The sequence below is a fragment of the Pseudoclavibacter sp. RFBB5 genome, assembly GCF_002931555.1.
GTDB lineage: Bacteria > Actinomycetota > Actinomycetes > Actinomycetales > Microbacteriaceae > Pseudoclavibacter.
Genome location: NZ_PSTZ01000007.1, coordinates 566,378 through 592,248 on the forward strand (window position 1 = coordinate 566,378; position 25,871 = coordinate 592,248).

21 protein-coding genes are annotated in these 25,871 nt (G+C 68.1%); 10 read left to right on the forward strand and 11 right to left on the reverse strand.

From position 1 onward, the window contains the following. Positions 1-9 precede the first annotated feature (9 nt). From C5B97_RS10580 to C5B97_RS10595, 4 genes are all read left to right on the forward strand, one after another. Positions 10-615 carry a DUF3000 domain-containing protein gene (locus C5B97_RS10580; protein WP_104312013.1) on the forward strand — a complete coding sequence of 202 codons (606 nt, stop codon included), beginning with the start codon at positions 10-12 and terminating at the stop codon, positions 613-615. After that, a complete protein-coding gene (locus tag C5B97_RS10585) occupies positions 605-1,831 on the forward strand; it encodes an HRDC domain-containing protein (protein WP_104312014.1) in 1,227 nt (408 codons plus the stop codon). Before C5B97_RS10580 ends, C5B97_RS10585 begins: the two co-directional genes overlap by 11 nt. A 75-nt stretch (positions 1,832-1,906) precedes the next feature. Then, on the forward strand, positions 1,907-3,133 hold the full coding sequence (locus tag C5B97_RS10590) for an acetyl-CoA C-acyltransferase (protein WP_258068137.1): 1,227 nt from the start codon (positions 1,907-1,909) through the stop codon (positions 3,131-3,133). A gap of 5 nt (positions 3,134-3,138) precedes the next feature. Further along, positions 3,139-5,280: a 3-hydroxyacyl-CoA dehydrogenase NAD-binding domain-containing protein gene (locus C5B97_RS10595; protein WP_104312016.1), complete on the forward strand. Its 2,142-nt coding sequence runs from the start codon at positions 3,139-3,141 to the stop codon at positions 5,278-5,280. Positions 5,281-5,349: 69 nt separating this feature from the next. Here the strand turns inward: C5B97_RS10595 and C5B97_RS10600 are convergent, their stop codons facing one another. The 5 genes from C5B97_RS10600 to dut form a co-directional block, all read right to left on the reverse strand. Further along, positions 5,350-6,501, reverse strand: a complete 1,152-nt coding sequence (locus tag C5B97_RS10600) for a glycerol dehydrogenase (RefSeq protein ID WP_104312017.1) — start codon at positions 6,499-6,501, stop codon at positions 5,350-5,352. Positions 6,502-6,661: 160 nt separating this feature from the next. Continuing rightward, on the reverse strand, positions 6,662-9,478 hold the full coding sequence (gene acnA / locus C5B97_RS10605) for an aconitate hydratase AcnA (RefSeq protein ID WP_104312018.1): 2,817 nt from the start codon (positions 9,476-9,478) through the stop codon (positions 6,662-6,664). Between the two features lie 119 nt (positions 9,479-9,597). Continuing rightward, entirely contained in the window at positions 9,598-10,347 is a 750-nt protein-coding gene (locus C5B97_RS10610; RefSeq protein WP_249312029.1) for a DUF3159 domain-containing protein, read from the reverse strand. Continuing rightward, positions 10,344-11,099: a DUF3710 domain-containing protein gene (locus C5B97_RS10615; RefSeq protein WP_104312019.1), complete on the reverse strand. Its 756-nt coding sequence runs from the start codon at positions 11,097-11,099 to the stop codon at positions 10,344-10,346. The genes C5B97_RS10610 and C5B97_RS10615 overlap by 4 nt, the downstream gene beginning before the upstream one ends. Continuing rightward, the gene (gene dut / locus C5B97_RS10620; protein WP_181026974.1) at positions 11,086-11,547 is read right to left on the reverse strand and encodes a dUTP diphosphatase; all 462 of its coding nucleotides are present in this window, start codon (positions 11,545-11,547) and stop codon (positions 11,086-11,088) included. Before dut ends, C5B97_RS10615 begins: the two co-directional genes overlap by 14 nt. A gap of 75 nt (positions 11,548-11,622) precedes the next feature. Between dut and C5B97_RS10625 the strand changes: the two genes are divergently transcribed. After that, positions 11,623-12,087, forward strand: coding sequence for a DUF3093 domain-containing protein (locus C5B97_RS10625; protein ID WP_104312020.1), 465 nt, complete (start codon positions 11,623-11,625; stop codon positions 12,085-12,087). 92 nt (positions 12,088-12,179) lie between these two features. Here C5B97_RS10625 and C5B97_RS10630 read toward each other — a convergent pair whose 3' ends face one another. Beyond that, positions 12,180-12,476 (reverse strand): DUF4193 domain-containing protein, encoded by a 297-nt coding sequence (locus C5B97_RS10630; protein WP_104312021.1) that lies wholly within the window; start codon positions 12,474-12,476, stop codon positions 12,180-12,182. 214 nt (positions 12,477-12,690) lie between these two features. Here C5B97_RS10630 and sepH point away from each other — a divergent pair, with 214 nt between their 5' ends. Then, positions 12,691-13,794, forward strand: coding sequence for a septation protein SepH (sepH, locus tag C5B97_RS10635; protein ID WP_179556653.1), 1,104 nt, complete (start codon positions 12,691-12,693; stop codon positions 13,792-13,794). A 27-nt stretch (positions 13,795-13,821) separates the two neighbouring features. Here sepH and C5B97_RS10640 read toward each other — a convergent pair whose 3' ends face one another. Continuing rightward, positions 13,822-14,970 (reverse strand): alkaline phosphatase family protein, encoded by a 1,149-nt coding sequence (locus tag C5B97_RS10640; RefSeq protein ID WP_104312023.1) that lies wholly within the window; start codon positions 14,968-14,970, stop codon positions 13,822-13,824. A 53-nt stretch (positions 14,971-15,023) separates the two neighbouring features. Here C5B97_RS10640 and C5B97_RS10645 point away from each other — a divergent pair, with 53 nt between their 5' ends. Next, positions 15,024-17,570 carry a DNA topoisomerase (ATP-hydrolyzing) subunit A gene (locus tag C5B97_RS10645; RefSeq protein WP_258068140.1) on the forward strand — a complete coding sequence of 849 codons (2,547 nt, stop codon included), beginning with the start codon at positions 15,024-15,026 and terminating at the stop codon, positions 17,568-17,570. Positions 17,571-17,647: 77 nt separating this feature from the next. Here the strand turns inward: C5B97_RS10645 and C5B97_RS10650 are convergent, their stop codons facing one another. Next, complete coding sequence (locus tag C5B97_RS10650; RefSeq protein WP_258068141.1) at positions 17,648-19,747, reverse strand: type IIA DNA topoisomerase subunit B; 2,100 nt, start codon at positions 19,745-19,747, stop codon at positions 17,648-17,650. A gap of 220 nt (positions 19,748-19,967) precedes the next feature. On the opposite strand from C5B97_RS10650, the gene C5B97_RS10655 reads away from it, so the two are divergent. Both C5B97_RS10655 and C5B97_RS10660 read left to right on the forward strand, forming a co-directional pair. Continuing rightward, on the forward strand, positions 19,968-20,648 hold the full coding sequence (locus tag C5B97_RS10655) for an alanine racemase C-terminal domain-containing protein (RefSeq protein ID WP_104312588.1): 681 nt from the start codon (positions 19,968-19,970) through the stop codon (positions 20,646-20,648). After that, positions 20,645-21,697, forward strand: a complete 1,053-nt coding sequence (locus tag C5B97_RS10660; protein ID WP_104312025.1) for an alanine racemase — start codon at positions 20,645-20,647, stop codon at positions 21,695-21,697. The genes C5B97_RS10655 and C5B97_RS10660 overlap by 4 nt, the downstream gene beginning before the upstream one ends. An 85-nt stretch (positions 21,698-21,782) precedes the next feature. On the opposite strand, the gene C5B97_RS10665 is transcribed toward C5B97_RS10660, so the two are convergent. Next, entirely contained in the window at positions 21,783-22,541 is a 759-nt protein-coding gene (locus C5B97_RS10665) for a type 1 glutamine amidotransferase (protein WP_104312026.1), read from the reverse strand. Next, positions 22,538-23,821 carry a MurT ligase domain-containing protein gene (locus tag C5B97_RS10670; RefSeq protein ID WP_249312025.1) on the reverse strand — a complete coding sequence of 428 codons (1,284 nt, stop codon included), beginning with the start codon at positions 23,819-23,821 and terminating at the stop codon, positions 22,538-22,540. Before C5B97_RS10670 ends, C5B97_RS10665 begins: the two co-directional genes overlap by 4 nt. Positions 23,822-24,048: 227 nt before the next feature. Here C5B97_RS10670 and C5B97_RS10675 point away from each other — a divergent pair, with 227 nt between their 5' ends. Then, a complete protein-coding gene (locus C5B97_RS10675; RefSeq protein ID WP_104253334.1) occupies positions 24,049-24,288 on the forward strand; it encodes a hypothetical protein in 240 nt (79 codons plus the stop codon). A 114-nt stretch (positions 24,289-24,402) separates the two neighbouring features. Here C5B97_RS10675 and C5B97_RS10680 read toward each other — a convergent pair whose 3' ends face one another. Further along, entirely contained in the window at positions 24,403-25,812 is a 1,410-nt protein-coding gene (locus tag C5B97_RS10680; RefSeq protein ID WP_104312027.1) for an RNA polymerase sigma factor, read from the reverse strand. Positions 25,813-25,871 lie beyond the last annotated feature (59 nt).

Sequence of the window (25,871 nt, forward strand, 5' to 3'; positions counted from 1 at the left end):
TCTCGTCGCGTGGTTGTCCCGTTGCATCGATCTGCCCCGGAGTTCGAGGCCGCCGTAGAGGCGGTCCGTGCGGCCGAGTTCCGCTCTGCCCTCACGGTGAGTGAGATCCGTCCCCCAGCGAACCTGGCCCCCGAATCGCTCGCTCTCTCCGGAGACGTGCGACCAACTGCCCACGCCAGCGATTCAGAGCTCGGCACCGGCAGGTTCATCCTGCTCCACGACGAGAGCGAGCCGGAAGCCTGGCGCGGAGCGTTCCGCGTCGTCTGCTTCGCACAGGCGCCGCTGGAGCCCGAGATCGGCGTCGACCCCTTCCTCGCGCCTGTCGCGTGGTCCTGGCTCATGGATGCCCTCGAATCCAGGGGCGCCGCCTTCGAGCATCCCTCCGGAACCGCGACGACGATCAACGGTCGCGGTTTCGGTGAGCTCGAAGACCAGGGAGAGGGCGCTCAGATCGAGCTGCGCGCATCCTGGACACCCCGCGAGACCGACCTCGCGGCTCACGCCGAGGCGTGGGGCGAGCTGCTGTGCCTGCTCGCCGGCATGCCGCCCGAAGCCGAGGCAGACGACGGCGTCCAGGTCCTGCGGCACCTTCGAAAGGCCAAAGATGGGGCTTGACGCGGACCGCCTGAAGGCAGGCGGACTCGACGTGATCGAGACAGAGGACCAGCTGCGGGCGGGACTCGACAGGCTCGTCGCTGGAACAGGACCGGTCGCCGTGGACGCCGAGCGCGCGTCCGGGTATCGGTATTCAGAGCGTGCCTACCTCGTTCAGCTGTTCCGTCGCGGAAGCGGCACGCTGCTGATCGACCCGATCGCGACGGGGTCGCTTGCTCGCCTGCAGGAGATCATCGGCGAGGAGGAGTGGATCTTCCACGCGGCTACCCAGGACCTGCCCTGCCTGCGCGAACTCGAGCTGGACCCGACGCTCATCTTCGACACGGAGCTCGCCGCGCGACTGCTCGGCTACGAGCGAGTCGGGCTCGGCGCCGTCATCGAGCGCCTCCTCGGCATCTCACTCGAGAAGGCGCATTCCGCGGCAGATTGGTCGACGAGGCCGCTTCCGGAGACCTGGCTCGCCTACGCGGCGCTCGACGTGGAACTGCTGATCGACGTCCGTGACCAGCTGCACCAGGAGCTCGTGGATGCCGGGAAGCTGGAAGCGGCTCGCGAAGAGTTCGCCGATATCCTGGAGCGTGAGCTGGGAGTGAAGAAGCCAGACGCCTGGCGTCGGATCGGCGGCATCAGCCGGCTCCGCAGTCCGCGGGCTCTTGCAGTGGCGAGGGAGCTGTGGCTCTCGCGCGATGAGATGGCGAGAAGCTCCGACACCGCGCCTGGGCGCCTCTTCCCGGATCGCGCACTTGCCGCCGTTGCGACGGCGATGCCCCGGACGCGTGGCGAGCTGGCGCGACTGAAGGAATTCACGGGGCGGGCATCCCGAACGCAACTCGATCGCTGGTGGGGCGCCGTCGAGCGCGGGCTCACGACGGACGAGCTGCCACCGCAGGCGCCGCGCGACCCGGACCGCATGCCGCACCACCGCCAGTGGGAGCAGCGGGCCCCTGAGGCAGACCGCCGCCTCAAGCTCGCTCGTGAGTTCCTCGTGGCCCACGCCGAGCAGCTCCACATGCCGGTCGAGAACCTGCTGACACCCGAGCTGCTCAGGCGCGCGGCCTGGAACCCGCGCCAGCCGATCTCGGCAGACGCGGTTGCCGAGCACCTGCGCGAGCTGGGCGCTCGACCGTGGCAGACCAGCGAGGTCGCACAGGGAATCGCCGCCGCTTTTGTAGGAGCTGACCAATTGACTTCCGCTCCGGACGGAGAGGCTTCGTAGCTTCGCACGAGGCATTGGCCTCCCATCAGGCGGGCATCCATAGGATGACCGAGTCAATAGATGCTTGGAGGCAGTGTGGCCAATCGAGAAGTGTTGTTCATCGACGGCGTTCGGACCCCCTTCGGACGTGCCGGCGAGAAGGGCATGTACTGGAAGACCCGTGCGGATGACCTCGCCGTCAAGGCGATCAAGGGGCTCCTCGACCGGAACCCGCAGATCCCACACGACCGCTACGACGACGTCGCCATCGCGGCGACCACGCAGCAGGGTGACCAGGGCCTGACCCTCGGTCGCTCGACCGCCATCCTCGCCGGTCTCCCGAACACGGTTCCGGGTCTCGCCATCGACCGGATGTGCGCCGGCGCCATGACGGCGGTCACGACCATGGGCTCCGGCGTCGGCTTCGGCGCCTACGACGTCACGATCGCCGGCGGCGTCGAGCACATGGGCCGGCACCCGCTCGGCATCGGGGCCGACCCGAACCCGAGGTTCGTCGCCGAGCAGCTCGTGAGCGGTGACGCCCTCAACATGGGCAAGACCGCAGAGCGCCTGCACGACCGCTTCCCTCAGCTCACGCGCGAGCGCAGCGACCGCTACGCCATGCGCAGCCAGCAGAAGGCCGCCGCCGCGTACGACAACGGCCAGCTGCAGCCCGACCTCATCCCCGTGGCGATCGAGTCCGAGGCTGGCTGGGGACTCGCGACTCGAGACGAGACGCTGCGGCCCGAGACGAACATGGAGACGCTCTCCACTCTGAAGACGCCCTTCCGCCCGCACGGTCGAGTGACCGCTGGGAACGCCAGCGGCCTGAACGACGGCGCGACCGCCGCGATCATCGCATCGAGCGCCGCCGCCAAGGAGTTCTCTCTCAAGCCCAAGATGCGCATGGTCACGTTCGCGTTCGCCGGCGTCCAGCCCGAGGTCATGGGCCTCGGACCCGTGCCCTCGACGGAGAAGGCCCTCGCCCGGGCCGGCATGACCATCGACGACATCGGTCTCTTCGAGTTGAACGAGGCATTCGCCGTGCAGGTGCTGTCCTTCCTCGACCACTACGGCATCGACGACGACGACCCATCGGTGAACCCGTACGGCGGCGCCATCGCGATCGGCCACCCGCTCGCCTCATCCGGCGTACGCCTGATGACCCAGCTCGCGAAGCAGTTCGAAGAGCATCCGGAGGTCCGCTTCGGCCTGACCGCCATGTGCGTCGGCCTCGGACAGGGCGGCACCGTCATCTGGGAGAACCCCAACTGGAACGGCAAGTCGCACGCACGCCGAGGCTTCGGCAAGAAGGGACGCTGATCACCATGGCAACTGATCTCCGAGCACGCTACGCTCCCCTGCTCGCCATGAGCACCGACGAGGTCGTGACGCACTCGCTTGTCCGCGACGTCACCCTGCCGAGCGGCCGAACGCTGGCGCTCATCACGCTCGACAACGGCCACGACTACACGCGGCCGAACACGCTCGGGCCCGAGACGCTCGCCGAGCTCGGGGAGGTGCTCTCGCGTCTCCGGGCGCGAGCGTCGTCGCACGACATCGACGCGGTCGCCATCACCGGCAAGCGCTTCAACTTCGCCGCGGGTGCCGACCTCTCCAACGTCGGCTCGATCCCCAGCCGTGAGGTTGCCCTGCAGCTCGCGCAGCTCGGCCACGAGGTGCTCGGCTCACTCGGCAGGCTCGGCGTGCCCAGCTTCACGTTCTACAACGGACTCGCGCTCGGCGGCGGGGTCGAGATCGGCCTGAACTCCGACTACCGCACGGTCGACGCCACGGTTCCGGCCTTCGCGCTCCCCGAGACCTTCCTCGGCCTGGTACCGGGCTGGGGAGGCGCCAGCATCCTGCCGAACCTCATCGGCATCGAGAACGCGCTCAAGGTCATCATCGAGAATCCGCTGAAGCAGAACCGGATGCTCAAGGGGCCCCAGGTCGCCGAGCTCGGCATCGCGGACGCGATCTTCCCGAGCCTCAACTTCCTCGAGGACTCGCTCGCGTGGGCCGACAAGGTCATCACCGGGGATATCGAGGTCAAGCGCCCCCACGCGCCGGGACGTCTCGAGCGACTCGCGAAGTGGGACCTCGCACTCGGGGTCGCGCGGCGGACGCTGGAGGAGAAGCTCGGCACGGTCGCGCTTGCCCCATACCGGGCTCTCGACCTCCTCAAGCTCGCCAAGGGCGACGACCGGGAGAAGGGGTTCGCGGCCGAGGACGAAGCGCTCGCCGATCTCATCTCCGGCGACCAGTTCGTGGCATCCATCTACGCGTTCAACCTCGTGCAGAAGCGCGCCAAGCGTCCAGCGGGGGCGCCGGACAAGGCCCTGGCGCGCCCGGTCAACAAGGTCGGCGTCATCGGCGCCGGGCTCATGGCGACGCAGTTCGCTACGCTGTTCGTGCGCCGCCTCAAAGTCCCCGTCGTCATCACCGACCTCGACCAGGCACGGGTCGACTCGGGCGTCGCCGCGGTGCGTCGCGAACTCGAGAAGCTGCACGAGAAGGGTCGGATCGACGGAGACGAATACGGGCGCCTGACCGGGCTCGTGCACGGAACCACGAACAGGAGCGAGTTCGCCGACTGCGACTGGGTCATCGAGGCTGTCTTCGAGGAACTCGGCGTGAAGCAGCAGGTCTTCTCCGACTTCGAGAAGATCGTGGGACCTGAGGCCGTCCTCGCCACGAACACCTCGTCGCTGTCGGTCGCGCAGATCGGCGCGCAGCTCGAGCACCCGGAGCGCCTGGTCGGCTTCCACTTCTTCAACCCTGTTGCACAGATGCCCCTCATCGAGGTGGTGAAGACGCAGAGCACCGACGACGCGACACTCGCGACGGCGATGGCAACAGCTAAGAACCTCAAGAAGACCGCCGTCATCACGAGGGACGCTCCAGGCTTCGTCGTGAACCGAGTCCTCGCGAAGGTACTCGGCGAGGCGATGAACGCTGTCGACACCGGGACGTCCTTCGAGACGGTCGACCATGCGCTCGACCGCATCGGCTTGCCCATGACACCCTTCGAGCTTCTCGAGCTCGTTGGCCTGAAGGTGGGAGCACACGTCCTCGACACTCACCACGCCGCGTTCCCTGACCGCTTCTTCGAATCGGAGAACCTGCACAGGCTCGCCGACTACGGCAAGCTGTACGACCGCGACGGGAAGGGCAAGAAGAAGGGCTTCGACAGGAAGGCCGTGCAGATCGTCGCGGGCGGCAAGACCCCGATGACCACAGAGTCGTTCGCGGAGCGGGTCGAGGTCGGCCTCGCCGACGAGATCAAGCGCATGCTCGACGAGCAGGTGGTCGCCGCTCCTGAGGACATCGATCTGTGCCTCATCCTGGGCGCAGGGTACCCCTTCCAGGCTGGCGGCATCACGCCATACCTCGACCGGATCGGCGCCTCTGAGAAGGCGTTCGGCGGCACCTTCCACACGCCGCCCATCCGCGGGGCTGCCACCCGCTGACCCGGGCCGCCAACATCAAAGGCGCCTCCCTGCCCGTCTCGGGTGGGGAGGCGCCTTCGTCGAGCGAGGCTAGTGCGCGGCGTGGTACTTGACCGGTTCCGGCAGGCCGGCCTCGGCACGGATGCGCCGGGAGAGCCGCTCGAGCGAGGTCAGGGCCGCGATCACGTCGTCGGCGGTCACGACGAACGGCATGTTGTGGATGGTCTCCCCCGGCACCGTCGCGGCCTCGGCGATGAGCCGGAGCTCGTGCTTGTCGTCCGTCGAGAGCCCGATCTCCGTGAGGGTCGTCGGCAGCCCGAGCTTCGTGGTGAAGACGATGAAGTCGCGGATCTCCTCCTCGGGTGCGCCCTCGAGGATGAGCTGTGCGATGGAGCCGATGTTGACCTTCTCGCCGTGCTGGAGGCCGTGCGTCTGCGGGGCTGCCGTCAGGCCGTTGTGGATCGCGTGCGCGGCGGCGAGGCCGCCCGACTCGAAGCCGAGTCCCGAGAGCAGGGTGTTCGCTTCGATGGCACGGTCGAGCGCCGGCGTCACGACGCCGTCCTCCACCGCGTCGAGCGCGGTCGGAGCGTTCTCCCAGAGCACGTCCCAGCTGAGCTTCGCCAGCGCAGTGCCGGTCTGCGTCGGGAGTCCGCCTGCCATCGTCTTCGAGTTCGAGCGGCTGGTGGCACGCGCCTCGAGCCAGGTGGCGAGAGCGTCGCCGAAGCCCGCGACGAGGAATCGAGCGGGAGCGTCCGCGACGAGCTGCGAGTCGATGAGCACGAGGTCGGGGTTGCGAGGGAAGAAGCGGTACTCCTCGAACTCGCCCGACTCGGTGTAGACCACGGCGAGCGCGGAGGTCGGCGCGTCGGTGGAGGCGACGGTCGGCACGCTCACCCAGCGGATTCCCGCCAGGAAGCCGGCTGCCTTCGCGGCGTCGATCGTGCTGCCGCCGCCAACGGCGACGATGACGTCGCTGCCGCTCTGCGTGATCACCTCGACGATGCGGTCGATCTCACCGGACGAGGCGACACCGTTGAACCGCTCGCGCGGCACCTCTGCGTCCCCACCGTTGAAGGAGGTCGTGAGGCGCTCGCCGAGCAGGTCCCAGACGAAGTCGTCGGTGAGGAGCAGGGGCGACTGGCCGATCTGCGCGACGAACTCGCCGAGGCGCGCCAGCGCGCCCTTGCCCTGCACGTATCGGCCGGGGCTGAGGACTGTGCGGATGGGGGTCTCATTCGTCATGGGGAACTCCTTCGTAATCGGAAATCGCCCCAACGCTAGCGAGCGGAGATGGGCGCGGACCACGGTTGTTCTCAGAGACAGAGAACGGAGAGCGTGTAGGAGAACGCCGAAGGGCGGAGCCTCTCGGCTCCGCCCTTCGGTCTTGCTGTGCTGCTGCTGGCTACGCCGCGGCGAGCTGGCGGAGCACGTACTGCAGGATTCCGCCGTTGCGGTAGTAGTCGGCCTCACCGGGGGTGTCGATGCGGACGACAGCGTCGAACTCGATCGTCTGCTTGCCCTCTGGCGAGTCGGACGTGGGCTCGGCGATCACGTGCACCGTCTTGGGCGTGAAGCCCTCGTTGAGCTGCTCGATGCCCTGGATGGAGATCGACTCCGTGCCGTCGAGACCGAGCGTTGCCCAGGTCTCACCGGCGGGGAACTGCAGCGGGACGACGCCCATGCCGATGAGGTTCGAGCGGTGGATGCGCTCGAAGCTCTCCACGATCACGGCGCGGACGCCGAGGAGGCTCGTGCCCTTGGCGGCCCAGTCACGTGACGAGCCGGAGCCGTACTCCTTGCCGCCGAGGACGACCAGGGGTGTGCCGGCCTCCGCGTAGTTCTGGGCTGCGTCGTAGATGAACGCCTGCGGTCCGTCTGTCTGGGTGAAGTCGCGGGTGTATCCGCCCTCGACACCGTCGAGGAGCTGGTTCTTGAGGCGGATGTTCGCGAACGTGCCGCGGATCATGATCTCGTGGTTGCCGCGACGCGAGCCGTAGGAGTTGAAGTCCTTGCGGTCGACGCCGTGCTCGGACAGGTAGCGGCCAGCCGGGCTGTCGGCCTTGATCGAGCCAGCGGGGCTGATGTGGTCGGTCGTGACCGAGTCGCCCAGCTTCGCGAGGACGCGGGCGCCCTTGATGTCGGTGACCGGCGTGAGCTCCATGACCATGCCGTCGAAGTACGGGGGCTTACGCACGTACGTCGACTGGTCGTCCCACTCGAACGTGGCGCCGGTCGGCGTCGGCAGCGAGCGCCAGCGCTCGTCGCCGTCGAACACGGCACCGTACTCGCGCGTGAACATGTCGGTGTCGATCGACGTGTCGATCGTCGACTGCACCTCGTCAGCGGATGGCCAGATCTCGCTCAGGAAGACGTCCTTGCCATCCGAGTCCGTACCGAGCGGCTGGGTCTCGAAGTCGAAGTCCATGGTGCCTGCGAGCGCGTAGGCGATGACGAGCGGCGGGGATGCCAGGTAGTTCATCTTCACGTCGGGGTTGATGCGCCCCTCGAAGTTGCGGTTTCCGGAGAGGACCGCGGTGACGGCGAGATCGTTGTCGTTGATCGCTTCGGAGATCTCCTCGTTCAGCGGTCCCGAGTTGCCGATGCAGGTCGTGCAGCCGTAGCCGACGGTGTAGAAGCCGAGCGCCTCGAGCGAGTCGGTCAGACCGGCCTTCTCGTAGTAGTTCGTCACGACCTTGGAGCCGGGCGCGAGCGTGGTCTTGACCCACGGCTTCGCCTTGAGTCCGCGCTCGCTCGCCTTCTTCGCGAGGAGACCGGCTGCGAGCATGACCGAGGGGTTCGAGGTGTTCGTGCAGCTCGTGATGGCGGCGATGGCCACGGAGCCGTGGTCGATCGTGTAGCTCTGGCCGTCTGAACCCTGTACCTGCACGGGCTTGCGCTCGTGCGAGAACGTGGGGGCCGTCTGACGCTCGCGGACATCCGAGTCCTGCGAGGACGGCGTGAGCTTCGCGGGGTCGGACGCCGGGAAGCTGTCCTCACCGGCGACATCGACGAGACCGAAGTCCTCGGCGGTGTAGTCGGTCAGGTCGGCGCCGAACTGGCCCTTGGCCTTCGAGAGCTCGATGCGGTCCTGAGGGCGGCGCGGTCCGGCGATCGATGGTACGACCGTCGAGAGGTCGAGCTCGAGGTACTCGGAGTACGAGAGCTCCTTGCTCGGGTCGTGCCAGAGGTGCTGTTCCTTCGCGTACGCCTCGACGAGCTTGACCTGCTCCTCGCTGCGGCCCGTGAGGCGCAGGTAGTTGAGGGTCTCGTCGTCGATCGGGAACATCGCGGCCGTCGAGCCGAACTCGGGGCTCATGTTGCCGATGGTGGCGCGGTTTGCGAGCGGGACCGCCCCGACGCCCTCGCCGTAGAACTCGACGAACTTTCCGACGACGCCGTGCTTGCGCAGCAGGTCGGTGATCGTGAGGACGACGTCGGTCGCCGTGACGCCCATGGGGATCTGGCCCTTGAGCTTGAAGCCGACGACCTTGGGGATGAGCATCGACACGGGCTGGCCGAGCATGGCCGCCTCTGCCTCGATGCCGCCGACGCCCCAGCCGAGCACGCCGAGGCCGTTGACCATCGTCGTGTGCGAGTCGGTGCCGACAAGCGTGTCCGGGTAGGCCTGCAGGACGCCGCCGACCTCGCGGACGAAGGTCACGCGCGCCAGGTACTCGATGTTGACCTGGTGGACGATGCCGGTTCCCGGGGGGACGACCTTGAAGTCCTCGAAGGCCGTCTGACCCCAGCGGAGGAACTGGTAGCGCTCGCCGTTGCGCTGGTACTCGATCTCGACGTTGCGCTCGAGCGCGTCGGCCTGACCGAAGAGGTCGGCGATGACCGAGTGGTCGATGACGAGCTCGGCTGGAGCGAGCGGGTTGACCTTCTCGGGGTCGCCGCCGAGCTGGGTGACGGCCTCGCGCATGGTGGCGAGGTCGACGATGCAGGGAACGCCGGTGAAGTCCTGGAGGACGACTCGGGCGGGCGAGAACTGGATCTCGGTGTCGGGGTCTGCCGAAGGCACCCACGAACCGAGCTTCTGGATCTGCTCTGCGGTCACGTTGGCACCGTCTTCGGTGCGGAGGAGGTTCTCGAGGAGAACCTTGAGGCTGAAGGGGAGCTTCTCAAAGCCCTCAACCTTGTCGATGCGGAAGATCTCGTACTCGGTGCCGTCGACACTGAGCGTGTCCTTGGCCCCGAAGCTGTTGACTGCGGTCACGTCTCGGCTCCTTCTTTGCAACTCTGGGTGCGCGGCCCGCGCCCAGCAATCATCTCGCGTCTCGCCGTGGCTTGCCTCGAAGGTGATCCTGAGTTGATCGAGACGCTTTTATCTTGACATCAAGATACTTTACCTGCTTCACTCTGCGCTCGGGACCGTGACGCGCTCAGCAGCGCGCGCACGAAGAGCACGGTGACGACGAGGACCACCGCGTACATGGGTGTTCCCATGAGCAGCCTCGCCAACCCGAGCGCCTCGACGTTGCCAGCGAAGTACAGCGGCAGCTGCACGGCGAGGCGCAGCGCGAAGAACCCGACCCAGACGAGCGTGATGATGGACATCCACCGCAGCATCGAGCGGTCCTGACGCCAGCTGGATCCCTGACCGGTGATGAGCCCCGTGACGAGCCCGATGACGGGCCAGCGGACGAGAACCGAGACGAGCAGCGCTGCTCCGTACGCGGCGTTGGTGTAGAACCCGACGAGGTAGAAGTTCTCCCCCCGGCCGGTGGTCATGGCGAGGACACCGGAGATCAGCAATGCCACGAGGCCCGAGATCGCCGGCACGACCGGCTCCTTCTGCAGCGCACGGATGAGGATGAACAGCAGGCCGAGAGCCGCGGGCGCGATGACGGCGACCCAGAGCTCGGTTCCGAGCGTGAACAGGACCAGGAACACGATGCCGGGCAGCAGGGTCTCGATGAGTCCCCGGATACCGCCCATGGCCGCGAGCAGCGACGCGCCGCTGATTCCACCTTCGGTGAGCCGCCCGAGGGAGGATGACTTCGCGGCCTCCTCGAGCTTGCGCATGTTCGGCGCGTCAGATGCCGGCTGTGGAGCGTCCTGCCTCTCACCGTCGGGGATGGTCATGCCTTGTCTGCCGCCCCCGATGCGGCGTCCTCCGTGGCGGTCTTCGACGTTGGGTCGGCCATGGCCTTCGGCACGACGAGCGTCAGGAGCTCGCGCGGCGGCAGCGGAGCGTCTCCACGCACCACGACGACGCTCCGGAAGAGCTCGACCAGCTCGACTCGCGTCGCCTCATCGCGGAGCGCCTTCCCCGTGAGCACGCCGCGGAGGAACCAGCGAGGTCCATCGACCCCGAAGAAGCGCGCCGAGCGCGTCTGGGAGGACGCGGCTCCCTTGACGACGACTGGGATCTTGGTGTCCAGCACCGGCCCGAGGATGCCCTCGACCTCTTCTGCAGTGCCACCCTGCTTTCGCACCTGCTCGGCGAGCTGAGCCATGATCGAATGCCACAGGCCCGTCGATCGCGGGGCGGCGAACGCCTGGATCTGCATCGTCGATTCCTTGTAGTCGAGGGCGACCGCGACGAGCCGCTTCGTCTTCTCCTCGACCTCGAGACGAAGACCGAGCCCCTCGCGGGCGGGGATCCGCAGTGCACCGAGGTCCACGTATCGCTTCGCCGGGCTGGCCTCGCTGATGTCGAACGGGCCCCGAGTCTCCCGATCGATGGGGGCGGACTTCGCCTCCTCGTCGTGCTCGTCGTCGTCGTCGAGCCCGACCTCGAGCTCATCGTCGTCGAGCAGCTCGTCGTCGACGGTGAGCTTGTCGGCCTTCTCAGGCTTCTCTTCTTCCTTCTTGAGGAAATCAAACAGTCCCATGGTGAGCCTCCTGGTCAGATGCGTAGCCGGTGGAGCCGAAACCGCCCTCGCCGCGCTGTGACGCGGAGAGCTGCTCGGTCTGGATGAAGTTCACCGGCGCGAGCTGCATCACGACGAGCTGGGCGATGCGGTCACCCGCAGCGACGGCGTATGTCTCTGCCGCGTCGGTGTTGAGCAGGATGACCTTGATCTCACCGCGATACCCGGAGTCGATGGTGCCGGGGGCGTTCACGAGCGTGATGCCGTGCTTGGCCGCGAGGCCCGACCGGGGCATCACGAAGCCGACGGTCCCCTCTGGGAGTGCGAGTCGAACGCCTGTGCCGACCACAGCTCGCTGGCCAGGGGCCAGGGTGACCGCCCCCGTGGCGGTCAGGTCGGCACCGGCGTCGCCTGGCTGGGCGAACGCAGGGAGGACGCCCGAGACGGGCACATCTATGACAAAGCTCACCGTACGAGCCTAGCTGAGGCGTGACCGGATCGTGATCTGACAGCGATGCCCGGCAAAGCGTGATCCAATATCGCCATGCCAGTTTTCCACGAGCGCCTGTGGCCCGCCGCCTGGGTCTACGCCGTCGGCTTCCTCATGGTGCCTGCCGTCATCCTCGTCTTCACGCCCATCAACGTCTGGATCGGCGCCGCGATCGCGGTCACCCTCTACGCGGCGTTCTTGACGCTGATCTTGGCGTACTCCCCCATCATCGAGGTCACGGCGACCCAGGTCCGCGTCGCCGGGGCGCACGTCCCACTGAGCTTCACAGGCCAGTGCATCCCCCATACGACCAGGGAGAAGGCCCGCCTGGCGGCCGGTCCTGAGCTCGACCTCCGCGCGTGGCTGTGCATCAGAGGATGGATTCCGACCTCGCTCACGATCGAGATCACGGATGAGGCAGATCCGGTTCCGTACTGGCTGGTGTCGACGCGCAGGCCCTCGGAGCTCGTCTCCGCGATCACCGAAGCCCGGGCGGGCGCGCGACGACAGGCCGGCTGAACAACCCGCCGCCTGCTTGGGGCAGACAAAAGAACGAAGCCGCATCCGGTCGGATGCGGCTTCGTTCGTGGGTCGTGCTGGCGATCAGTCCGTCAGGCGGTCGCGCAGTCGTGGCACACGGGTCCGAGTGCCGAGCTCTTCTCGAGCTGAGAGCGGTGCTTGACGAGGAAGCACTCGACGCAGGTGAACTCGTCGGCCTGCGGCGGGATCACCACGGTCTCGAGCTCGACGTCTGCGAGGTCTGCAGCCGAGAGGTCGAAGCTGCCGGGGTTGTCCGCGTCCTCGGCGTCAACGCTGCCGGAGAGACGATCCGGCACTCGCTCCTTCAGCGCCTCGATGGACTCTGCGTCATCGTCGGTCTTGCGAGGTGCGTCGTAGTCGGTCGCCATACCTATCCAAATCTCTTCAAACGAGGGGAACTCCCCCAGGCGCGGCAATTGTGCACGACTCAGGGGTGAAACTCAAACCCAGACGAGCGGTGTTCGCGCGGAGCGAGATCAAATGTCCTTCCGACTTGGGCGGCGCGCCCCAGGGCTCCCCGCTTGCACCGTCCCGACGTGTGATGCTGTGCCCCAGGAATCGGCAACGCCAAGGAGTACGAGCATGCAAGAGCTCAGATTCATCGACCTGGATGAAGGTGCCCTCGTCGTGTCCGGAGATGACGGCCAGCGCTTCCGAGTCGTGATCGACGAAGCGCTCCGCGATGCCCTGCGGCCGCGCATCTCGACGCGCGTCGATGCGCCCAAGGTGCCCCCGCGGGCGATCCAGCAGCTCATCCGCGCAGGGAAGACGATCGACGAGGTGATCGACCTCACCGGGGCCGCTCGCGAGGACGTGGTGCGCTTCGAGGGTCCCGTGCGCGCAGAGCGCGACTATCTGGTTCGGCAGGCCCGGGCCGTGACGGTGCGCCTGAAGACCGATGCAGACCCGCTCGGACAAGACGGGACGAGCTTCGGCGAGGTCATCGACGACCGCCTCGAGGCGTCGAGTGCCACCGCCGTCGTCTGGGATGCCTGGAAGGACGACGAGGAAGGCTGGCGCGTCGGCCTCTCATTCGCTGTCGACGAGATCTCGCGAGAGGCCCTGTGGGGCTTCGAGCCGAAGACGCAGGCCCTGACCCCGCTCAACCCCACGGCGACGATGCTCTCGCAGCAAGGAGAGGCGCCTGCGCTCGGCAGCCCCCGGTTGCGGGCCGTCGTCGAAGCTCCCCAGCGCGAGGCGGCACCGGCCGCCAGCGCTGAGCCCTCCGCGAAGGAGCCGGTCTCGTGGATCGGCGCGGCGGCATCCCGACTCGAGCGTGCGACTGAGCAGCAGCACCACGAGACGGCCGATCTGCTGGAGGCACTCCGTCGACGCCGGGGTGAGCGAGTCCCGCAGTCGTTCGACGACGAAGATGGCACGGATGAGGACGAGTCGAGCCCCGAGGGCGCCCTCGACGAGAGCGGATCGCCCTCTCCCGAGCGCAGTCCCGTGAAGCTCTTCGCTCCTCGCGCCCGCGACGAGGATCGTTTCGAGACGGAGACCATCGAGCCGAGCGACCTCGGCGCTGGCGGCGTGCGCGCCGTCGATGTGCCGCTCGACGGGCTCGACGAGCCTGCGCGTGACCCTGACGAGCCGACGCACTCGAAGCACTCGCCGAAGCGCTCAGGGCGTGCGGCGATGCCGAGCTGGGACGAGATCGTCTTCGGCACCCGCAGCGACGAGTAGTCGCCGACCATCGACCTGCCCTGCGGGTCAGTGCGCGTAGGCGCCGGCCCGGATGAGGGGGACGATGGTCTCCTCCGGCGTGATCGATCCGTGCTGTCCGACGACGAGTCTCGCCCCTGACTGCACGGACGAGGGGTAGTAGGTCACACCCTTGGTGGCCGCGACGATGACATCGCCGATGCGTGCTGCCGCCTCCGGGGCGACGACGGGCCCGTACCAGCCCTCGGAGATCGCCGCTGCACGCGTGAGGACAGTGGCGCGAGAGCTCTGCGATTCGTGCCACCGCCTGCGAAGCTCCTCCGTCGCCGAAGCATGCGCGTCCGGCGCCAGGTACAGGTGACGGAGCCTGGGCTCACCCGCCATCGCGATGACCCCGTCGAAGAGCGGGTCGTCATCGTCGATGTCTATCTGCCGATGTCGCGGGATGTCGATCATGCCGTGGTCTGCCGTCACGAGGATGCCGATTCCCGCATCCACCCCGCGAGTCAGTGAGTCGAAGGCCGCATCGAGTTCCTCGAGCCGCGCCAGCCAGGCGTCGGATTCCCATCCGTGCGCATGGCCAGCCTGATCGAGCTCGGCGTTGTAGAGGTAGATGAGCGCGCGCGGGTGCGCGTCGAGGGCGGCGAGGGTCACCTCGACCCGCTCCTGCATCGACTCGCCCTCGAGGTACATGGCGCCCCGGAGCGAAGCGTGCGTCAGCCCGGAGTCCCGGTACTGGGGCATGCCGACCACGATGCTCTGCACTCCGGATGACGCGTCGCGCAGCTGCTCGAAGACCGTCCGCTGCAGCTGCCAGGTGGCTGGGTCCATGCCATCACCCCAGCCGGACAGCTGGTTGCGGATGACTCCGGCATCTCGGTCGTAGAGCGAGTATCCGAGCAGCCCATGCTCGCCTGCGCGGGTGGCCGTCGTGAGGGAGGTGATCCCCGCGACGGTCGTCGAGGGGAACGAGAAGGCGGTGTCCTTCTTGCGCCAGCCGGCGCTCAGCCGCCGCGCGTGCCCGGCTCGGGAACGGAGCATCGCAGCACCGAGCCCGTCGACGAGCATGACCACCGCAGACCGAGCCGTTGGGAGACCCAGCGGCCCGCGTTCACCTCGCAGCGAGGCAAGCGAATTCGGCAACACGTCGGAGAGCGTCGGGCGACCGCTCGCCGCGCTGAATAGCATGGACGACATCCGTCCCAGTCTCCCACAGGGGCGCCGCGGCAACCTCCCTTCCGACAGGTGACATGAGCACAACACGCAACAACGACTCCTCGGCAATGAGCGAGCAGCGCATCGAGGACATCGACGTCTCGACCGAGATGCAGTCCTCCTTCCTCGAGTACGCCTACTCGGTCATCTATGCCAGGGCGCTTCCCGACGCGCGGGATGGGCTCAAGCCCGTGCAGCGTCGCATCCTCTACCAGATGGCGGAGATGGGGCTCCGTCCGGATCGTGGGCACGTGAAGTCGGCGCGTGTCGTCGGTGAGGTCATGGGGCGTCTGCACCCTCACGGTGACACCGCCATCTACGACGCGCTCGTCCGCATGGCTCAGGGGTTCGTGCAGCGCGTGCCCACGATCGACGGCCACGGCAACTTCGGGTCGCTCGACGACGGCCCCGCGGCTCCCCGCTACACGGAGGCGAGACTCGACGCCGCCGCCCTGGCGCTCACGGCTGAGCTCGACGAGGACGTCGTCGACTTCGTTCCCAACTACGACAACTCGACGACGCAGCCAGAGGTGCTTCCTGCCGCATGGCCGCACCTGCTCGTGAACGGCGCGAGCGGCATCGCCGTCGGCATGGCGACGAACATGGCGCCGCACAACCTCGGCGAGGTGATCGCGGGAGCGCTGCACCTGCTCGAGAACCCGGGAGCGACGCTCGAGGAGATGATGCAGTTCATCCCCGGGCCCGACCTGCCCTCTGGGGCTCGCATCACGGGCCTCGACGGCATCCGGGACGCGTACGCGAGCGGCAGGGGCTCGTTCCGGACGCGCGCGACGGCGAGCGTCGAGCGCGTCACGGCGCGCAAGTCCGGCATCGTCGTCACCGAGCTCCCCTACATGGTCGGTCCCGAGAAGGTCATCGAGAAGATCAAGGACGGGGTGCAGGCCAAGAAGCTGGCCGGCATCAGCGACGTCGCCGACCTCACGGACCGCAAGCACGGACTGCGCCTCGTCATCGAGATCAAGACCGGCTTCGACCCCGAGGCCGTGCTCGAGCAGCTGTACCGGCACACGCCGCTCGAGGACATGTTCCACATCAACAACGTGGCGCTCGTCAACGGCGGGCCTCAGACGCTCGGCCTCATCGAGCTGCTTCGCGTCTACCTCGACCACCGCATCCAGGTGGTGCGCAGGCGGAGCGCCTTCCGGCTCGCGCGCAAGCTCGAACGCCTCCATCTCGTCGAGGGCCTGCTCATCGCGATCCTCGACATCGACGAGGTCATCCAGATCATTCGCTCGAGCGACGACGCCTCGGCCGCCGGCGAGCGCCTGCGGATCGTCTTCGACCTCTCGGAGCTCCAGTCGGAGTACATCCTCGAGCTCCGACTCCGACGCCTCACGAAGTTCTCGCGCATCGAGCTCGAGGCTGAGCGCGACCAGCTGCGGCAGGAGATCGCCGAGCTCGAGCGGCTCCTCGGCGACGAGATCCTGCTCCGCGCACGTGTCGGCGCGGAGCTCCGCGAGACCAGCGACCGATTCGCGACGCCTCGCCGAACGCTGCTCACCGAGGGAGTCGGTACTCCCCCGAAGCGTGGGAAGGCCATCGAGACGACGCAGCTGCAGCTCGCCGACTCGCCGACGCAGGTGCTGCTCTCCACGACGGGCCGCCTGCTCCGCATCGACACGACCGAGGCGGATGCACGCCTGCAGCAGCCGCCGAGGCGGAGCAAGCACGACGCCGTCCGCTCGCACGTGACCACGACCGTGCAGGGCGAGCTCGGCGCTGTCACCAACCTCGGACGGCTCCTGCGTGTCCCAGTGGTGGCGCTCCCGTCGAGCCCGCAGGGGTCAGTGCTGCTCTCGGCTGGGGTGAAGGCACACGACTTCGTGGGCCTGACGAGCCCGAAGGAGCAGGTCGTCGCCCTGGTGCCGATCGACCAGGAGACGCCCATCGCCCTCGGGACGAAGCTCGGCGTCGTCAAGCGGGTCACGGGCATCGACTTCGGGAAGAACCGCGAACTCGAGATCATGACGCTCAAGGCGGGCGACGAAGTCGTCGGTGCAGCGCTCGCCGCCGACGACGACGAGCTCGTGTTCGTCTCCGACGACGCGCAGCTGCTGCGATTCTCCGGCAAGCTCGTGCGTCCACAGGGCCGCTCGGCGGCGGGAATGGCCGGCATGAAGCTGTCGGACGGGGCAGCCGTGCTCTCGTTCGCCGTCGTCGCGGCGGCCAACATCGACATTGCCGAGGTCGCGAGCGTCGCACGCAACGAGGACGCGCTGGAAGGCACGGACTCGGGAACCGCGAAGGTCTCGAGCCTGAGCGAGTTCCCGGCGAAGGGCCGCGCGACGGGTGGGGTCAGAGCCCAGCGCCTTCTCCGCGGCGAGCGCCGCCTCAGCGCGGCCTGGGTCGGGCCAGGCGCCCCCTTCGGAAACGCGCGGGACGGCGCCGTGCGCGCGCTGCCGGCGGGTGGCGCGAAGCGCGACGCGTCCGGAACCCCACTCGAGCAGGTCGTGGACCTCATCGGCCGCGGCATCGGCGATCCGACGCCGGTCCCGAGCGCCGACGATGAAGAGGGAACGGCGCACTCAGACGCCGGGGCCGGTGCTTCCGTCGCCGACTGACCCGTCGGCTCCGCAAGACAGCGAGAAGGCAGGCTCCCGGAGGAGCCTGCCTTCCTCTACGCGGCGAGTCGGGGCAGCTAGACGTCGATGTCCGCCCGCGCGACCTGCTCGGATCCCTCGATGATGAACTCCTTGCGGGGCGCCACATCGCTGCCCATGAGCAGGTCGAAGACTCGCTCCGCATTGTGGGCGTCAGCGTTCGTGACTCGTCTCAGGAGCCGCGCGCTCGGGTCCATCGTCGTGTTCCAGAGCTGGTCCTCGTCCATCTCCCCGAGACCCTTGTAGCGCTGGATGGGGTCCTGGTAGCGCTTCCCCTGCTTCTCCAGCTTGGAGAGGAGCGTGTGCAGCTCCTTCTCGGAGTACGTGTAGACCGTCTCGTTCGGCTTGCGTCCGGCATGCATGATCACGACCCGGTGAAGCGGCGGCACGGCAGCGAAGACCCGCCCTTCGTCGAGCATGGGGCGCATGTAGCGGAAGAACAGCGTGAGGAGCAGGGTGCGGATGTGCGCGCCATCGACGTCGGCGTCGCTCATCAGGATCACCTTGCCGTACCGCGCCTGGCCGATGTCGAAGCTCCGACCGGAACCCGCGCCGACGACCTGGATGATCGACGCGCACTCGGAGTTCGAGAGCATGTCCGAGATCGAGGCCTTCTGCACGTTCAGGATCTTGCCGCGAATCGGCAGCAGGGCCTGGAACTCCGAGTTGCGCGCCGGCTTCGCCGTCCCGAGCGCGGAGTCTCCCTCGACGATGAACAGCTCGCTCTGCGCGACGTCGTTCGACCGGCAGTCGACGAGCTTCGTCGGCAGCGAGGAGCTCTCGAGCGCGTTCTTGCGACGCTGTGTCTCCTTGTGGGCGCGCGCGGAGAGGCGCGACTTCATCTCCTGCACGACCTTGTCGAGCAGGAGGTTCGTCTCGGCCTTGTCCTGGCGCTTCGTGGAGGCGAACTTCTCGGTCAGGCCGGCCGTCACGGCCTTCTGCACGATGGCGCGCGCCGCCGGCGTGCCGAGCACTTCCTTGGTCTGCCCCTCGAACTGCGGCTCGGGAATGCGGACCGTCACGACGGCGGTGAGCCCGGCGAGGACGTCGTCCTTGTCGAGCTTGTCGTTGCCGACTTTCAGACGCCTGGCGTTCTTCTCGACCTCTGCGCGGAAGAAGCGGAGCATGCCCTGCTCGAAGCCCGCGAGGTGAGATCCGCCCTTCGGGGTCGAGATGATGTTGACGAAGCTCTTCACGTTCGTCTCGTACCCGGTTCCCCAGCGCAGAGCGAGGTCGACGTGCATGGTCCTCGCCACCTCTTTCGTCACGAGCTGGAGGCCCTCGTCGTCGAGCACTGGGATGGTCTCGGTGAACTCTCCGCTGCCTTCGATGCGCCACGTGTCGGTCGTGGGGGCGTCCGGAGCGAGGAAGTCGGCGAACTCGGTGATGCCGCCGTCGAACCGGAACTGCTGCGTCGTCGGAGCTGTCGACTCGTCGCGCGCGTCCTCGATCACCATCTCGAGGCCGGGCACCAGGAACGCCGTCTGCCTCGCGCGCTCGGCGAGGTCGTTCGTCTGGAAGCTCGCCTCGCGGATGAAGACCTGCGGGTCCGCCCAGTACCGCACCCGCGTTCCTGTGACCCCGCGCTTGGCCTTCCCGACGACTCGCAGCTCGCTGGTGCTGGTGAACGGGACGAAGTTCGAGGTCGGGCTCGGCCCGTCAGCGCCGTCCTCGAAGATTCCGGGCTCGCCGCGGCGGAAGCTCATGGCGTAGGTCTTGCCGCCACGGTCCACCTCGACGTCGAGGCGAGCGGAGAGCGCGTTCACGACGGATGCGCCCACGCCGTGGAGGCCACCCGCGGAACCGTAGTTGCTCGCGCCGAACTTGCCACCGGCGTGCAGCTTCGTGAACACCACCTCGACACCGCTGAGACCGGTCTTCGGCTCGATGTCGACGGGCACCCCACGTCCGTCGTCGTCGACGCTGACGGACCCGTCGCTGTGCAGCTGGACGCGGATGCGGGAGCCGTGACCCGCCAGGGCCTCGTCGACCGAGTTGTCGATGATCTCCCACAGGCAGTGCATGAGTCCCCGGGAGTCGGTCGACCCGATGTACATGCCCGGCCTCTTCCGAACCGCATCGAGCCCATCGAGCACCGAGAGGTGTCTGGCTGAGTATGCGTCTCCGGAATTCGCCACCGAGGTCCACGTCCTTCTTCTGCGTCGTCGTGCGTTCGATCTCGACCCGGCCGCAGGGCAGCGGCGGGCCACCTTCGAGCGTAGACCGGATGCGGGATTTCGCGCGCCTCCCACACCAGCGCGGCCCACGCGCGCCTCAGCGGAGGCCAGAACGGCCGGTGCTAGCCTGACCACGCCCAGCGACGACCAGAGAGGGCACAACGTGCAGACTCCCGAGCCGGTGCGCAGACGCATCCACATCGACCTTCGCGCGATCCGCGAGAACTCGACCCGCCTCCTCGGGTCGGAGACCGCCAGCTATGCAGACCTCCGCGCGGACGCGTATGGACACGGCGCGGTCCGCGTCGCCGAAGCGCTCGACGCCGAGGGGTACGAGGGCTTCATCGTCTCCCCCGAGATGGATCGCGCGTCCCTCCTGCACCTCAGCACGCCCCTCCTGCACGCCGATGCCGTGAACTCGGACAGGATCACCGGCGGCTCGCTGTTCGGCCTCACGGACCGCGCCTACCGCCCAGCCATGCGCGTCAGCGCTGAGATTCTGGCGGTCAAGGATGTCGAAGCCGGCGAGGGCGTCTCCTACGGCTACAGCTACGTGACCCCGCAGCGAACACAACTTGCGCTGGTGGGCATCGGCTACGCGCACGGCGTCGTCCGGCGCGCATCCAACACGGCACCCGTGCTCATCGGAGAGGCGACCCGGACCATCGTCGGCGCCATCTCCATGGACCAGTTCTCCGTCGATCTGCTCGGCGCTCCAGCCCAGCCAGGCGACCTGACGATCCTCTTCGGCGACCCCGCGGCCGGCGAGCCCAGCATCCTCGACTGGCAGCACGCCACGGGAATCCGGGCCGCCGCGATCGCAAGCAGGATGAGCCCGCGATTCGAACGGAGTTACACATGAGCGCTGCAGTCGCGCACGTCGACCTCGAGGCGATCGGCAGCAACATCCGTGCGCTCGCCGCCCTTGCGCCGCAGTCCAAGTTCATGCTCGCGGTGAAGTCGAACGCCTACGGGCACGGACTCCACGAGGTGGTCCGCACTGGACTGGACTCCGGCGTCGACTCGTTCGGCGTGCTGGAGGCCAACGCCGGCATCGAGTTGCGCGAATCCGGGGTCGAGGTCCCGCTCTTCGCCTGGATGCACGGCCAGGGCACCGACTTCGCGGCGGCGGCGGAAGCAAGGGTCGACCTGGGCGTGCAGACGTTCTGGCAGCTCGAGGCGATCGCCGCCAGCGGTGCGCGCGTCCGACCTCGCGTGCACCTGAAGATCGACACGGGCCTGCACCGTGGTGGCGCGGACCGGCCGCGCTGGGCCGAGTTCGTGACCGAGGCGCTGCGCCTGCAGGCGCTCGGGAAGCTCGACGTCGTCGCGGCCTGGAGCCACCTCTCGGACACCTCGCACAGCGCCGACCTCGAGTCGACCGAGGTGTTCATCGCGGCGGTCGAGGAGGCCCGCGCGCTCGGCGCCGACTTCGAGCTGCTGCACCTCGGGGCGAGCGCCGCCGTCATCGACCTCCCCCAGGCTCACTTCGATCTCGTGCGCGTCGGCATCGCCGCGTACGGCATCTCCCCCTTCGGCGACCGCAGCGCCGCGGACCTCGGCCTGAGGCCGGCGATGCAGCTGCGCGCCCCGGTGCTGGATGCGCGCCACGGTCTGGCGAGCATCGCCGTCGGGTACGGCGACGGCATCCAGTCCGACCCGGAGGGCGGCGCCTACGTCATCGTCGACGGGCACATCGCCCCCGTCGTGGAGGTCGGCGTCGACGAGACGGTCGTGGCGCTCCCACAGGGTGCGGCGGCCGTGGCTGCCGGCGGAGAGTGCATCGTCTTCGGCGATGGCTCGAACGGCGAGGCGACGGCCGAGCAGTGGGCGATCTGGGGAGAGACGGTCGGCGATGAGATCGTGACCGGCCTCACCCGACGAGTGGCCCGGAGCTTCGGGGTCTCCTGACGCGCCCAGTCGTCAGGCCCAAGCGGCCTGACGGATCCACGCGAGCAGGCCGTTCGGGCGCGCCTTGGTGCGGCCCTGCCGTCGGTCAGGACGCCGGGGCCGCCACGCCGATCCGTCGCATGAGGGCCAGACGCGCGTTCTGCGACCAGAGGTCGAGGCGGGCGAGTTCCTCGCCACCGTCCCCGAGACTGCGGTCGGCGTCGTGACGATGAACGGCCCGCTCGAGCAGCTGGTCCGCGAGAGAGGGGTTCAGGGCGAGGACCGGTCCGTGGAGGTGCGTTCCCATCGCGGCGAGGTGGCGGATGCCCTCTGCGCCGGTGTTCTCGGCCGCCGATCCTCCGTTGCCGAAGCCCCGCACGATCTCCCCGAGCGGTTCCGCCCCAGCGCCGAGGGCCGTGATCGCGTTGTGGTTGGCGAACCCGGCGAGCAGCCCGCCGTCGCCCCGCACCACCGTCTCGGCAACGCTCTGCGACGCTTCGCGAACGGCCCTGGAGGCGAACACGCCGAGGCCCTCGAGTTCGCCGTCATCGTGCGTGATGCTGGTGCCGAGCAGCTCCCAGCCTCCGCCGACCGCGAGCAGGGGCAGCCCGGCTCCGACGAGGTCGCGCAGCTCGGCCGCGTGCCGCAGGGCGTCTGCCTGGACCGTCTGCACTGCGGCGAGTGGGCCGGATCCGACGTGGAGGACGTCGATGCGCTCCGGGAGCGAGGCGGTGCCACGACCGACGTTGACGACCTCGACCTCGAGACCGCGCGCTCGTGCGCGCTTCGCGAGGACCGTCACGTTGCCGACATCCCCGTTGATCCCGAGCTCGACCGGGTAGAGGTGCGCGATCCGCAGCTTCATGAGTTGACCTTCCCCTCGATGCCGGACTGCCCGAGGCGGCGCCGGATCGACATCATCTGCTCGTAGTTCACGATCATGGTCTTCATGCCCCTGCTCGGCTTCGGCAGCGCGAGGAACCTGTCGAGGGCTTCACCCAGGTTCGGCTCGACGTGTCCCACAGGGATGTCCCCGTAGCCGAGGCGCGTTGCGATCTGCCAGGCCTTGGTACCCGAGACCACGTCGACGTGGTCGAGCCTGCTCAGGTCGGCGCCGAAGATCCAAGAAGGATCTGGCGTTCCCTCGTCGACGGAGATGAAGACCTGCTCAGGTGCCTCTTCGAGCGCATCCAGGTTCATCTGGAGGCTCGGCGGGTTCTTCATCATGATGATCTCGATGTCCTCACCGCGAACGCTCATGACCTCACCGCGCCCGTAGACGGTCTGCGATTCGCCGAGTGCCTCTGCGACGAGGGCAGGCACGAAGGAGTCTCCGAGGATGCGCTGAGCGGTCGCGGCCGCGCCGGCCGCGTCGAGCGCGTAGTGGAGGCCTCGTGCGGGCAGCTTGATGGCGAGTTCGTCGTCGCCGATGCGAAGCATCGCGTCCCGTCCCTTGAGCGCGACGACCTGCACAGCGCGCTCGCCGGCGGCGACCTCGACGCTCGCTGCGGAGATGTCATCGAAGTTCGAAAGCCCGTTCGGGGACTGCTCGATCAGTTCCGGGGCGACGCCGAACCAGGTCACGGGCGCGTCCAACGATGGTGGCAGGCTCCGCAGCGAGGCGTCATCGGCGTTGAGCACGCTGAAGTCACCGCACGCCGCGGCGATGGTGCGGAGGAACTCCGTCACCCGCGATGGGTCGTAGAAGCGGTTCAGCTGGTCGACCTGCACGTTGAGCAGCAGGACGCCACGTGGGTGGAGGTGACCGAGCAGCCGCGGCCCGTACGCCTCATCGACCTCGAGGACCGCGATGTCAGCGCGCAGGTTCCCGTTGACGTCGACGTCGGGGAGCATCGACGACGCGATGCCCTGCGGCAGGTTTCCCCCCGAGGAGTTCGTGAAGACGCGGAGCCCGTGGCGGCGCAGCATCCTGGTCAGGAAGTGCGTCGTCGTGGACTTGCCGTTCGAGCCGGAGACGAAGATGACGCCGAGCGGAAGCTTCGCGACTGCGGTCTCGAGGAAATCCGGGGAGATGGCGAGCGCCACCCTGCCGGGCACCGCGGAGCCTCCCCCGCGAAGACGCATCGCGCCGCGCGCGCTCCGTCCGAGACCGACGGCGATCATCCGCCGCAGCTTGCCACCCATGCACACTCCCGTTTCCGCGCAGTGCCTGCGCTGTCGTCGAAGCGACGAGAATCCCCCGTCTCGCCGACCGTCGCCAGTATCTCACGGGCCCGCGACCAGGCGCCCGACGTCACCCCGGCCGAAGACGGCTACGCGCAGGGCGAACCTGACCCCTCAAACCACGCGGGACTCCGACTCGCGTGCTCTAATTGTCGTGATCGCAAGATCACCGAAGCTTTGGAGGCATCATGACGGAGAGCACAACGGCCCTGCGCACCGACTCGGCGCCCATCGCCGCAACAGACCGTTGCGACGCGTGCGGAGCTCAGGCGTACGTCCGAGTCCAGCTGAGCGCCGGAGAGCTCCTCTTCTGCGCACACCACGCGACGCGCCACGAAGAGAAGCTCCGCCAGCAGGCAGTCGCCTGGCACGACGAGACCGCTCGCCTGCACGGCGAGAAGGCCGCTGCGGGACAGACCGCGGAGTAGTCGCCCACACACACGACGCGCTGGCTCGCCCAGCGCCGCACACGAAGAAGGCCCGGATGCGAATGCATCCGGGCCTCCTGCGTTGCTGGCATGACGCCAGCCTGGCAGTGCTCGCTACTCGAGATAGTCGCGCAGCGACTGCGACCGCGATGGATGACGCAGCTTGGCCATGGTCTTCGACTCGATCTGGCGGATGCGCTCTCGCGTCACGCCGAACGTGTCACCGATCTGGTCGAGCGTCTTCGGCATGCCGTCGCCGAGGCCGAAGCGCATGCGGATGACGCCGGCCTCACGCTCAGCGAGAGAGTCGAGGAGCGACTCGAGCTGACGCTGCAGCATCGTGAAGCTCACCGCGTCGGCGGGCACGACAGCCTCGGTGTCCTCGATGAGGTCACCGAACTCGCTATCGCCGTCCTCACCGAGCGGCGTGTGCAGCGAGATGGGCTCGCGGCCGTACTTCTGCACCTCGACGACCTTCTCGGGCGTCATGTCGAGCTCCTTGGCGAGCTCTTCCGGCGTGGGCTCGCGGCCCAGGTCCTGCAGCATCTGGCGCTGCACGCGGGCGAGCTTGTTGATGACCTCGACCATGTGCACCGGGATGCGGATCGTGCGCGCCTGGTCTGCCATGGCTCGCGTGATCGCCTGACGGATCCACCAGGTGGCGTAGGTCGAGAACTTGAAGCCCTTCGTGTAGTCGAACTTCTCGACGGCACGGATGAGGCCCATGTTCCCCTCCTGGATGAGATCCAGGAACTGCATTCCGCGGCCCGTGTAGCGCTTCGCGAGGCTGACGACGAGGCGGAGGTTGGCTCCGAGGAGGTGGCTCTTCGCGCGGTCGCCGTCGCGGGCAACCCACTTCAGCTCACGCACGAGTTGCTTGTCGAGCTCGCCCTCCTGCTCCTTGAGCTTCTCGGCAGCGAACAGTCCCGCCTCGATGCGCATGGCGAGGTCGACCTCTTCGGCTGCGTTCAGCAGCGCGACCTTTCCGATCTGCTTGAGGTAGTCCTTGACCGGGTCGGCGGTCGCGCCGGTGATGGCCGCGGAGTAGACCGGGGTCTCTTCCTCGTCGTCGCTCGGCGTGAGGACGATCGCGCCCTGGACGCGTGCCTGCTCGGCGTCGGCCTTGGCGTCCTTCGGGTCAGCGGGCTTGACCGAGTCGTCGTCGGACTCCGGGCTGTCAGCGACATCCGCCTCCGCATCGGCCTCTTCGATCTCAGCCTCGTCGACGCCGTCTTCCGGCTCGTCGCCGTCGACCTTCTTCTTGGCAGCCGCGCGCTTGCGAGGCGCCGCCTTCGCGGGCGCGCCATCGGCCGCAGCGGCGGCCTTGCGCTTTGCGGGTGCGCGCTTGGCGGCGGGCTTCTTCGCCGTCGCGGCGTCGTCAGTGGTGCTCTCGGTCGTGGCTGCGGCGCTCGCGTCGGCGCTCGCCTCCTTGACCGGCGTCGCGCGCTTCCGCGCTGGCGCCTTCTTGCTGACTTCCTCGGTTGCTTCTGCAGTAGCCGTGGTAGCTCCCGTGCGTGTCGCCATGTTCAGACCCCTCTCGTCACGGTGCGGGCATAAGGAAGGCCCTTGTCAAGTCTGCTCGA